The following is an 11373-nucleotide window of genomic DNA, read 5'->3' as shown; positions in this document are numbered from 1 at the left end:
GTGGATGAGTCGGTGCTGATCTACAACGGGGAGCGGCCGCACTTATCCCTGAAATACAAAACGCCCGATGCGGTGCATCAGGCGTTTTGAGACTGAAACAGGTGTAAACCTATTTCAGGACTAGACAGTCAAGCTGCAGGCCTTACTTGCCCTGCCAGCGCTTGAGCACCAGCGTCGCGTTGGTGCCGCCAAAACCGAAGCTGTTGCTCATCACGGTATTGATGGTGGCGTTCTCAACGGTCTTGGTCAGGATCGGCATATCTGCCACAACCGGATCGATCTCGTCGATGTTGGCCGAACCGGCCATGAAGTTGCCTTCCATCATCAGCAGGCAGTAGATCGCTTCGTGAACGCCGGCGGCGCCCAGGGAGTGACCCGACAGGCTCTTGGTAGAGCTGATGGCCGGTGCCTTGTCGCCGAATACCGCACGCACGCCTTCCATTTCCTTGGCGTCGCCGACCGGAGTGGAGGTGCCGTGGGTGTTCAGGTAGTCGATCGGCGTGTCAACGGTGGACATGGCCATCTGCATGCAACGGATGGCGCCTTCGCCGCTTGGCGCAACCATGTCGTAGCCGTCGGAAGTGGCGCCGTAGCCGACGATTTCCGCGTAGATCTTCGCACCACGGGCCAGAGCGTGTTCCAGCTCTTCGACCACGACCATGCCGCCACCGCCGGCGATGACGAAACCGTCACGCTTGGCGTCGTAGGCGCGGGAGGCCTTTTCCGGGGTTTCGTTGTACTGGGTGGAGAGGGCGCCCATGGCGTCGAACAGGAACGACTGGCTCCAATGCTCTTCTTCACCGCCGCCGGCGAAGACGATGTCCTGCTTGCCCAGCTGGATCTGCTCAACGGCAGTACCGATGCAGTGGGCGCTGGTGGCGCAGGCCGAGGAGATCGAGTAGTTGACGCCCTTGATGGCGAACGGCGTGGCCAGGCAGGCCGACACGGTGCTGCCCATGGTCCGTGTGACACGGTACGGGCCGACGCGCTTCACGCCTTTCTCGCGCAGGATGTCCAGCGCTTCCATCTGGTTGAGGGTGGATGCGCCGCCGGAACCGGCGATCAGGCCGGTGCGTACGTTCGATACCTGGTCTTCGCTGAGGCCGGAGTCGACGATCGCGTCTTTCATGGCCAGGTAGGCGTAGGCGGCAGCGTGGCCGACGAAGCGATAGATCTTGCGATCGATCAGCTCTTCGAGGGGCAGGTCGATGGAGCCGGAAACCTGGCTACGCAAACCCATTTCGGCATATTCCGGGTTGAAGCGGATGCCAGGGCGACTTGCACGCAGGTTAGCGGTGACGGTCTCTTTGTCATTGCCCAGGCAAGAAACGATGCCCAGACCAGTGATAACGACGCGGCGCATGCGGATAACCCTTAAAAGTTGTCAGTGGAAGTGAATACGCCGACCCGAAGGCCTTCGGCAGTATAAATCTCGCGACCGTCGACAGTCACCGAACCATCGGCAATGGCCAGGTTCAGCTTGCCCTTGAGGACGCGCTTGATTTGAATGTTGTAGGTGACTTTCTTGGCGGTCGGCAGGACCTGGCCGAAGAACTTCACTTCGCCGGAACCCAGGGCACGGCCGCGACCCGGCAGGCCTTGCCAGCCCAGGTAGAAGCCGACCAGTTGCCACATGGCGTCGAGGCCCAGGCAGCCTGGCATTACCGGGTCGCCTTCGAAATGGCAGGCGAAGAACCACAGGTCCGGAGTGATATCCAGCTCGGCGACCAATTCACCTTTGCCGTACTTGCCACCCTCTTCGCTGATATGGGTGATGCGATCCACCATCAGCATGTTCGGGGCGGGCAGTTGCGCGTTACCTGGGCCGAACAGCTCACCGCGACTGCAGCGCAGCAGGTCTTCCCGAGTAAAGGCGTTTTGTTTGGTCATGCGAGCTCCTCAATAATCCCATGCGGCGGGGCAGGGCAAATCTTCCCGAACCGAATGAAGCGTTCATGCCTCATGCCGGCAGCCTACACGTAGACTATTGCGTTGTAGTGAAAGTCACAGCGTCAAGGCACTCAATGTACACTTGTTCACTGAAATTTTAAACCGGGCCTGTTTATCAGCCCGTTTGGGTGCCTAAGACTGCCGCACTTTCGTGTTTCACGCCAGTCGCAGATGCCTGATGGCGCGGCGCTATTGCACCCAGCGCTGCAGGATCTGCTGCAAATCCGTACGTTTGAACGGCTTGGCCAGGTAATCGTTCATTCCGGCCGCGAGGCACGCTTCACGGTCGCCCTGCAACGCGTTGGCGGTGAGCGCAATGATCGGCAGATCGGCGCAGCCCGGCAGTTGGCGAATCTGCCGGGTAGCCTCGTAGCCGTCGATCACCGGTAACCGGCAATCCATCAGGATCGCGGTGAATATCAGGCTTTCTGCGCTACTTATTGCCTCGGCGCCGTCGGTGGCCAGGCTGACTTCAAAGCCGAGGCTGCGCAACATGGCTTCCACCACCGTGCGGTTGACGGGGTTGTCCTCCACCAGCAACACATGGCGGCCATCACCGGCGCCGTGCTTGCTTTGGGCATCCTGGGCAATCGCCGGCAGGTTTTGCTGGTCGATGGCCAGGGGGATTTCCAGGGTAAACACCGAACCATGGCCTTCTTCGCTTTGCGCACGCAGGGTGCCGCCCATGCGTTCGGCCAGCGTGCGCGCGATGGGCAGGCCCAGGCCGGTGCCGCCGTAACGTCTGGAAATCGAGCTGTCAGCCTGCTGGAATGCGTCGAACATCGACTCCAAGTGTTCGGCGCCAATACCGATGCCGCTGTCGCGCACGCTGCAGGTGAACCACACCAACTCATGGTCGAGAGGCTGCCAGTGGGGCTCGACACTCACGCTGCCCTGCTCGGTGAACTTGAGTGCATTGCCGATCAGGTTCACCAGAATCTGGCGGATACGCGTGGGGTCGCCCTTGACTCGCAGCGTATCCAGGCCCGGCGGCATCGGCAGGTTGAGCGTCAGCCCGCGCTGCTGGGCGCTGTGCCGGAAGGCATGGGCGCTGCTGTTGACCAGGTCGGCGAGGTTGAACGCAATATGCTCCAGCTCCAGCGCCGCGCGCTCGATGCGCGAGAAATCGAGGATGTCGTTGATGACCTTCAGCAGATGCTCGGTGGACTCGGAGGCCAGCGCGGCGTATTCGGTCTGCTCCTCGGTCATCTCGGTGGTTTCCAGCAACTGCAGCATGCCCAGCACCCCGTTCATCGGCGTGCGCAGCTCGTGGCTCATCATCGCCAAAAAATCCGACTTGGCATTGTTGGCCCGCTCGGCTTCCTCGCGGGTCTGAATCAACTGCGCCATGGCCTGCTGCTGTTCGCGGCTGGCCTGTTGCAGGCCAGCGGCCAGATTGTTGATGTGGCGTGACAGGTCGCCCAGTTCCGAATCATCCACGATCGGCAGCGGGGTCTTGTAGTCGCCTTGCTGGATGGCCTTCACCGCATGGCCCATTGCGCTTATCGGCTGCGACAGGCTGGCCGCCAGACGCCGCGCCAGCAGGAAGGTAAACAGCAGGGCGAACAGCGCCAGGATGCCGGCCTTGAATAGAATCTCCTGCTGACGCTGACTGAAGGCATCGTTGGACATGCCGACGATCACGCGCCCCAGATAATCGGCGCGCGGCGCCTTGGATTCGTTGAGGTTGTCCTGGAAAAAATCGCTGCCCAGCTGGATATGCTGCAGGCGGATCGGCGCCTGGAACACTTTCACTGACAACGAGCGGTCGTGCTTTTCCGACGGTTGCTCGACGTACACCAGAATATTTTCGGCGGCGTCCTGAATCTCCAGAAAGCGCACGTGGGGCGTGGCCAGCGTGGCGCGCAGCAGGCTGTCGAGCACATCGTTGTTGCCGGAAATGACGCCGTACTCGGTGGCGGGCGCCAGTTGGTTGGCAATCAGTTGGCCGGTATGGTCCAGTTCCTGGCGCAGGTCCTGGATGCGCACAAAGGTAAAGAAGCTGATCAACAGCAGCGTCAGCAACAGCGCCGGGCCCAGGGTGATGAGCTGGGTACGGGTGTTGATGTCCCAACGACGACGCAAGGTCATGGGCGTTTTTCTCCTTCGGCGAGCCGCGCGGCGACGTTGCTTTCATCGACCTGTTCGATGCCCAGTGAGCGCGCGACCTGCGGGTTGCCCACGACTTTGAAATGGTGCGGGTACAACGTGCGCGGCCAACTGGCCGGCGGGCGGTCAAGCAAACGGTCGAGCACGCCCAGCCAGTCGGTCTGGTCGCTGTAGGTGCTGGCCAGGCTGCCGGCCTTGACGAAGCCGGCATTGGGCCCCACCAGCGGCAGTTGCTGGGCGTAGCTGCTCAGCAGCAGGTTCTTTGCGGTCTTCGGGTTGTACAGTTGCGGGTCGTCGAGGCCGAGCAATACGTCGCTGGTCCTGAACAGGCTTTGCAGCGGGCGACTGTCGTTAATGTTATTCCACAGTTGAGGCACGATTTGCAGACCCAGGGGCGCGGCGTATTGGCTCAGCTCGCGCAGCAGGAACTCACTGTCGCTGCCGTAGAGCACGCCGATGCGCCGGGCCTGCGGCAGAATGCCGGTGATCAGGCGTAACTGACGGTCCAGCGGCGGGTCGCTCCACAGCAGGCTGATGTGCGCCGGCAGGCGGGTGCCCAGGCGCTGGCGCGCTTGCAGGCGGCTGATGCGCAGCACCAGGGTCGGCGGACCGTCGGCATCCTGCAGGCGCCAGTCGAGGCCGGGCAGGTCGAGCAGGATCAGGCGCGTGTCGGCAGGCAGTTGGTGCGGCGCCGGCAGGTCCTTGAGCGGGGTGAAGGTGACCTGGTCTGCGGGACGCTGCCGGGCCAGTGCCTGGGCGAAGTCCTGCACGCCGACGCTGTCTTCGGCGGCGGTCAGCAGGATGTTGGCACTCCACGCCGGCGCGGTCAGCAGCAGGCCGATCAGCAGCAGGGCCCGCTGCCAAAGCCTGGCGAAAGAGAAGTAGGTCGTCCGTGACTGATTGGCCATGTCAGAACTCCAGCTCCGCGCTGAAGTAAAGGACGTGACGATGGTCATAAATATTGTCGGCCCAGGTGGTCGGCTGATGGTCGAGGCGTTGTTGCAGCATGCCCGCCAGCTCCACGTTGGCGTTGCCCACGGCAATGCGCTTGGCCACCCGCAGGTCGACCCGTTCGAAGCGATATTGGTTGAGCGCATCGTCACCGTAATAGAACAGCGCGCTGGACCAGCCGCGACCCCACTCGCGCAGCCAGCCGGCGGAGCCGCTGTTGCGCGCGGTCTGGGCCTTGTCCAGCGGGTTGCTCGCGCTGGCGTCGACGTAGGCGTAGGTGAACCGCAGACGGTCGGCGTTACTCAGTCGCCAGTCAAATTGCGACTCGGCGCCGACAAAACGCGAGCTGTTGCCATTGCTCGCAATGTATTGGTTGTTGCGTAGCGGCGAGCTGATCATGTCAGTGATTTCGTCATAGAACAGCTTCACGTCCAGGTTCAACCCGAGGTCGGCAAAGAAGCCGTTATAGCCCAGTTCCCGCGATTTCATCAGCTCTTTATCGAGGTTGCCCGGCCCCCGTGTCACCACAAAATATTGCCCGGCGTTCTGCCCATAGGCCGGCGAGCTGAGATGGTTGACGCGGTAGCTCCAGTTGACGTTGTTCTCGAACATGTCCGGCGAGCGGATGGCCTCGGAGTACACCGCGCGCAGGCCGTGGCGCGGGTTGATCAGGTAGTTCAGCGCCATTCGCGGCGTCAGTGAGTGACCGCTCAGGCGCGTGTCTTCATACATGGCGCCGCCCTGCAGCAGCCAGTGTTCGCTGGCACGCCATTCGAGTTGGCCGAACAGGCGCCAGGTGACGTCGTCGAGAGTGCCGTTGAAGTAGGTGTCGGAATCGGCACGGTCATAGCGATAATTCATACCGCTGACCAGGCGCAGGCTGTCGGACAGGCTGAGGGTGTCCTGAATCTCCAGATCGTAGCGGCTTTCGCGGGTGCTCTGGTCGATGTCGCCGCACACGTTCTGGCTGGCACCATTGCGCCATTGGTCCAGCACCTGGTTGCCCAGCGCCTGTTCGGCGGTGCTGCCCGGCGGTGCGCTGCCCTGGCTGTAGGTGTCCATGTGCCGCGCCAGCAGTTCGGCGTAATTGGGATTGAGTTGCCACAGGCGGGTCAGCTCCGGGCTGAACGAGACTTTCGCATCGCAGGCCTTCCAGACCTGGCGGCGCTCCCACTGCTGGGCCGAGCCCTGGATATACAGACTGTGGTCGGGGTTGAAATCGATGTTCCAGCGCAGTGAGCCGGCGTAGTCCCTGGCATTGACGTCGGAGTTATTGCCGCCTTCGGTAATCCCGGCGAACACCGGTGTGTAGGTATAAGGACGCTGGTTGGTGCCCTCCTTGGCGTTCAACTGCCAGTCGAGGCTCTGTTGCGCATTCAGCGTCTGGCTCACGGCCAGGCTGAAGCGGCTCAGGCGGCGACTGTCGCGGCGGTCGGCGCCTGTGGCGTCGCTGTCGAAGCCATCATCCTGCTGGCCGGACATCGACAAGCGCAAATCGCCGGTTTCCCAGCCCAGGCCCTGGCTGGCGTAGACATCGTTGATCCCCCGTTCGCCGCGCTGCACCTTCACCCGTGTGCCCCGGCTGTTGGCCGGTGAGCGCGTGAGGATGTTGACCACCGCCATCAGCGCATTGGCGCCATAGCTGACGGTGTTGGGGCCACGGAACACTTCGATGCGCTCGATATCTTCCATGGCCACCGGAATATCGCTCCAGTCGACGGTGGCGAGGCCCGCGCGGTACACCGAACGGCCGTCGATCAGCACCTGCATGCGCCGCGCATCGCTGGCGCTGGTGCCGTGATAATTCACGGCGGCCTGATTGCCGGTGGTGTAGCCGACCATCATGCCCGGCACCAGCCGCAGCAGCTCGGCGATATCCCGTGCGCCGCTGGCCTTGATCAATTCGCTGTCGATCACCGTCATGCTGCCGGGCACGGCGGCGGCCGATTGTTTGAGACGTGTGGCGGTGAGCACCTGCGGCAACGGCTGGCTGTCGAGGAACAGGTCATCGGCGCATGCAGCAGCGCTGCACAACAGCATCAACAACAGGGATGAGCGGGGAGGAGGGCCCGGATACACGGCACGGCCTTGATCATTGCGGATAGCCGCCCATGTTAACTGAGGTGAGGCCTTATGCCAGTCGTTGAAATTGCAATTCGTTCATCCAATTGTGGCATTTTCCGACAGGCGCACGAATTGACGCGGGGGCTGGCTGCAATTGAGCCGCTCCGTATAATGCGGCCATTGCCACTGGTATGGATTAACGGATTGCATATGACTGAACAGCGCCCTATCGCGGTCCTGGGAGGCGGAAGTTTTGGTACCGCCGTGGCTAACCTGCTGGCCGAGAATGGCCACGCGGTGCGCCAGTGGATGCGAGATCCCGAGCAGGCCGAGGCCATTCGCGTGCACCGGGAAAATCCCCGTTACCTTAAAGGCATCAAAATTCATGAGGCGGTCGAGCCCGTCACCGACCTGCTGGCGACCCTGGAGGCCTGCGACCTGTGTTTTGTCGCGCTGCCCTCCAGCGCCCTGCGCTCGGTGCTGGCCCCCCACGCCGAACGCCTGGCCGGCAAGCTGCTGGTCAGCCTGACCAAGGGCATCGAGGCGCAGACCTTCAAACTGATGAGCGAAATCCTCCAGGAGATCGCTCCACAGGCACGCATCGGCGTGCTGTCCGGGCCGAACCTGGCGCGGGAAGTGGCCGAGCACGCGCTGACCGCCACGGTGGTGGCCAGTGAGGACGAGCACTTGTGCGAACGCGTCCAGGCCGTGCTGCATGGCCGTACGTTTCGCGTGTACGCCAGCGGCGATCGGTTTGGCGTCGAGCTGGGCGGGGCGCTGAAAAACGTCTACGCCATCATCGCCGGCATGGCCGTGGCCCTGGGCATGGGCGAAAACACCAAGAGCATGCTGATCACCCGCGCCCTGGCGGAAATGACCCGCTTTGCGGTCAATCAGGGCGCCAATCCCATGACCTTCCTGGGCCTGGCGGGCGTGGGCGACCTGATCGTCACCTGCTCCTCGCCCAAAAGCCGCAACTATCAGGTCGGCTTCGCGCTGGGCCAGGGCCTGAGCCTGGACGACGCGGTGACGCGCCTGGGTGAGGTGGCCGAAGGGGTCAACACCCTCAAGGTGCTCAAGGCCAAGGCTCAGGAAGTGGGCGTCTATATGCCGCTGGTGGCTGGCTTGCACGCGATTCTGTTCGAGGGTCGCACCCTGGAGCAGGTGATTGAGCTGCTGATGCGCGCCGAGCCGAAAACCGATGTCGACTTTATTTCCACCAGTGGTTTCAACTGAGGAACGCGTCATGAACGATCCCAAAGCAGCCCCCAAGTATGAGTCCATTGTGCTGCGCATCCTTTGGATGCTGGTGTTCGCCCTGGTGTGGCAGGTCGCGCAGTTTCTGCTCGGCGCGCTGGTGGTGGTGCAGATGGTATACCGTCTGGTCTACGGCGCGCCGAACCTGGGCCTGATGAACTTCGGCGACAGCCTCAGCCAGTTCCTGGCGCAGATCGGCCGCTTCGGCAGCTTCCATACCGAGCACAAGCCCTGGCCCTTCGCCGATTGGCCGACCCCGCGCGCACCCGAAGGCGAGGCCGCCCACAGCGTGCCACCGGCGCCGCACCCGGTGCGCGATGAGGAGCCAAAGCTGTGAAGCTGTGGATTCTGCGCCACGGCGAGGCCCAAGCCCACGCGCGCAGCGACGCCGAGCGTAGCCTCACCGAGCACGGCCGTGGCGAAGTGTTGCGCAGTGCTGCGCACCTGATCGGCCAGCCCATCAGCGCCATCATTGCCAGCCCTTACGTACGGGCGCAGCAAACCGCGCAGCTGGTGCGCGAGGCCCTCGGTTTTCAGGCCGATATCCGCACAGTGCCGTGGTTGACGCCGGACGCTAATCCGCCTCAGGTGCTGGAACACCTCGACACCGATGACAATGTGCTGCTGGTCAGCCATCAGCCTCTGGTGGGCAGCCTGATCAGCTTTTTGCAGCACGGCCATCTGCGTCAGTCGCAGCCGATGCACACCGCGAGCCTCGCGGAACTGGAAGGCGATTTTCCGCTGGCGGGGCTGATGAGTCTGGTCAGCGTGAAAAATCCGTAGGCCATCCTGATAACAACAACAGAAAGGACACTCCCAATGAGCCTGTGGCGCACCCAACCGAACATCGAACACCTCAATACCCTGCAGAAAAACACCATCGGTGAACTGCTGGACATCCGCTTCGAAAGCTTCGATGAGCACTCCCTGACTGCAAGCATGGTGGTCGACCACCGCACCCATCAGCCCTACGGCCTGCTGCACGGCGGCGCGTCGGTGGTACTGGCCGAAAGCGTCGGCTCCATGGCCGCCTACCTGTGCATCGATGCCAGCAAGTTCTATTGCGTGGGCCTGGAGGTCAACGCCAACCACCTGCGCGGTGTGCGCAGCGGGCGGGTGACGGCGGTCGCCACGGCGATTCATATCGGACGCACCACCCAGGTATGGGACATTCGCCTGACCAGCGACGAGGGCAAGGCCAGTTGCGTATCGCGTCTGACCATGGCCGTCGTGCCACTGGGCGAGAACCCGCCGGCGCGATAGGCGTGGCGTGAGTGCCATCATTCCTGGCAGTTACGGTCATTGCCGTACACGCCAGGCATGGGGACAATCGCTCCACTGTCTGTGCAGAGGGTTCGGTATGTCGCAGCACGTGTTTTTTGCCCACGCCAATGGTTTCCCGTCGGCCACCTATGGCAAGTTGTTTGCCGGCCTGGCGCCGGAATACGAAGTGGCTCACTTGCCCCAGCACGGTCACGATCCCAGGTTCCCGGTGGATGACAACTGGCAGAATCTGGTGGATGAGTTGATCCATCATGTTGAGCAGCAACCCCAACCGGTGTGGGGCGTGGGCCATTCACTGGGTGGCGTGCTGCATCTGCATGCGGCCATGCGCTGCCCGCAGCTGTATCGCGGGGTGGTGATGCTCGACTCGCCGGTACTCACGCGTGCCGACCGCTGGGTGATCCGCGCGGCCAAGCGTTTTGGCTTTATCGACCGTCTCACGCCAGCCGGGCGCACTCTGGGTCGCCGCGAAGAATTTACCGACCTGGCTGCTGCGCGCAGTTACTTTGCAACCAAGACGCTGTTTCGCGGGTTCGACCCGGACTGCTTCGAGGCTTATCTGCAGCATGGCCTGTACCCGGTGGGCGATCGCCTGCGGCTGCGCTTCGACCCGGCCACCGAAATCAGCATCTACCGCGGCGTGCCCCACACCAGCCCGGGACAGGTGCGTCAATTGCGGGTGCCGTTGGCGATGGTGCGTGGCCGCCAGAGTCGGGTGGTGATGCGTCACCATGCCAGCGGCGTCGACCGCCTGCCCATGGGCGAAACGCTCACCGTGCCTGGTGGCCATATGTTCCCCCTCGAACACCCACAGGACACCGCTGCCTTGATCAAAACCCTGTTCGCCCGCTGGGAAAACCGTGAGCGCAGTTGCGCATGAGCACGCCCGTCGAAGAAGTACGTCTGAGCCTGCCGCATATCGAATTGGCCGCCCATCTGTTCGGCCCCGAGGACGGCTTGCCGGTGATCGCCCTGCATGGCTGGCTGGACAACGCCAACAGCTTTGCGCGTCTGGCGCCGAAACTCACGGGCTTGCGCATCGTCGCCATTGATATGGCCGGCCATGGTCACTCGGCGCATCGCCCGACGGGCGCCGGTTATGCCTTGTGGGATTACGTGTTCGATGTGCTGCAGGTGGCCGAACAACTGGGCTGGAAACGTTTTGCATTACTTGGCCACTCCCTCGGCGCCGTCGTGTCCACCGCCCTGGCCGGGGCTTTGCCGGAACGGGTCACGCACCTGGGCTTGATCGACGGCGTGATCCCGCCAACTGCCGGCGGCGAGCATGCCGCCGAGCGCCTGGGCGTGGCATTGCAGGCGCAACTGAGCCTGCAGGACAAGCGCAAACCGGTCTACACCACCCTGGACCGTGCGGTTGAGGCGCGCATGAAAGGCCTGGTGGCCGTCAGCCGCGAAGCCGCCGAATTGCTGGCCCAGCGGGGCCTGATGCCGGTGCCTGGCGGTTACACCTGGCGCACCGACAGCCGCCTGACCCTGGCTTCGCCGATGCGCCTGACCGACGAGCAGGCGATGGCGTTCGTACGTCGCGTGGCTTGCCCTGCGCAGTTGATCGTGGCGGCAGAGGGCATGCTGGCGAAACATCCCGAATTGCTTTCCCAGCTGCCTTTCTCGGCGACCACGCTGCCGGGCGGCCATCATTTACACCTGAATGATGAGCCCGGCGCGGTTCTTGTTGCAGACTGTTTCAATCGGTTCTTCTCCGCGCCTTGACTTGGTGCGGTCAACTGCCGAGGCTGG

General features: G+C 62.9%; 11 protein-coding genes. 6 read left to right on the top strand and 5 right to left on the bottom strand.

Annotation, left to right across the window (positions count from 1 at the left end):
* Positions 1-142 precede the first annotated feature (142 nt).
* The 5 genes from fabB to LUB09_RS18565 all read right to left on the bottom strand — a co-directional run bounded on the left by fabB (position 143) and on the right by LUB09_RS18565 (position 7089).
* A complete protein-coding gene (gene fabB / locus LUB09_RS18585) occupies positions 143-1363 on the bottom strand; it encodes a beta-ketoacyl-ACP synthase I (RefSeq protein ID WP_209980638.1) in 1221 nt (406 codons plus the stop codon).
* A gap of 11 nt (positions 1364-1374) precedes the next feature.
* On the bottom strand, positions 1375-1890 hold the full coding sequence (fabA, locus tag LUB09_RS18580; RefSeq protein ID WP_003210552.1) for a 3-hydroxyacyl-[acyl-carrier-protein] dehydratase FabA: 516 nt from the start codon (positions 1888-1890) through the stop codon (positions 1375-1377).
* A 249-nt stretch (positions 1891-2139) separates the two neighbouring features.
* A complete protein-coding gene (locus tag LUB09_RS18575; protein WP_231423327.1) occupies positions 2140-4041 on the bottom strand; it encodes an ATP-binding protein in 1902 nt (633 codons plus the stop codon).
* The gene (locus tag LUB09_RS18570; RefSeq protein WP_231423325.1) at positions 4038-4967 is read right to left on the bottom strand and encodes an ABC transporter substrate-binding protein; all 930 of its coding nucleotides are present in this window, start codon (positions 4965-4967) and stop codon (positions 4038-4040) included. Before LUB09_RS18570 ends, LUB09_RS18575 begins: the two co-directional genes overlap by 4 nt.
* Position 4968: 1 nt before the next feature.
* Positions 4969-7089, bottom strand: a complete 2121-nt coding sequence (locus LUB09_RS18565) for a TonB-dependent receptor plug domain-containing protein (protein WP_331282170.1) — start codon at positions 7087-7089, stop codon at positions 4969-4971.
* A gap of 195 nt (positions 7090-7284) precedes the next feature.
* On the opposite strand from LUB09_RS18565, the gene LUB09_RS18560 reads away from it, so the two are divergent.
* The 6 genes from LUB09_RS18560 to LUB09_RS18535 all read left to right on the top strand — a co-directional run bounded on the left by LUB09_RS18560 (position 7285) and on the right by LUB09_RS18535 (position 11346).
* Entirely contained in the window at positions 7285-8310 is a 1026-nt protein-coding gene (locus LUB09_RS18560) for an NAD(P)H-dependent glycerol-3-phosphate dehydrogenase (protein WP_209980646.1), read from the top strand.
* Positions 8311-8320: 10 nt separating this feature from the next.
* Positions 8321-8668, top strand: coding sequence for a DUF4389 domain-containing protein (locus tag LUB09_RS18555; protein ID WP_231423322.1), 348 nt, complete (start codon positions 8321-8323; stop codon positions 8666-8668).
* Complete coding sequence (gene sixA, locus LUB09_RS18550) at positions 8665-9114, top strand: phosphohistidine phosphatase SixA (RefSeq protein ID WP_231423321.1); 450 nt, start codon at positions 8665-8667, stop codon at positions 9112-9114. Before LUB09_RS18555 ends, sixA begins: the two co-directional genes overlap by 4 nt.
* A 36-nt stretch (positions 9115-9150) precedes the next feature.
* Entirely contained in the window at positions 9151-9594 is a 444-nt protein-coding gene (locus LUB09_RS18545) for a hotdog fold thioesterase (protein ID WP_209980654.1), read from the top strand.
* A gap of 97 nt (positions 9595-9691) precedes the next feature.
* Positions 9692-10495, top strand: coding sequence for an alpha/beta fold hydrolase (locus LUB09_RS18540; protein WP_209980656.1), 804 nt, complete (start codon positions 9692-9694; stop codon positions 10493-10495).
* Positions 10492-11346, top strand: a complete 855-nt coding sequence (locus LUB09_RS18535; protein ID WP_231423320.1) for an alpha/beta hydrolase — start codon at positions 10492-10494, stop codon at positions 11344-11346. The genes LUB09_RS18540 and LUB09_RS18535 overlap by 4 nt, the downstream gene beginning before the upstream one ends.
* The last annotated feature ends 27 nt before the right edge of the window (positions 11347-11373 follow it).

The sequence above is a fragment of the Pseudomonas sp. Leaf59 genome (assembly GCF_920984685.1).
Taxonomy (GTDB): domain Bacteria; phylum Pseudomonadota; class Gammaproteobacteria; order Pseudomonadales; family Pseudomonadaceae; genus Aquipseudomonas.
The sequence above is the reverse complement of the archived record's forward strand: the minus strand, read 5'-3'. Positions and strand labels throughout refer to the sequence as shown.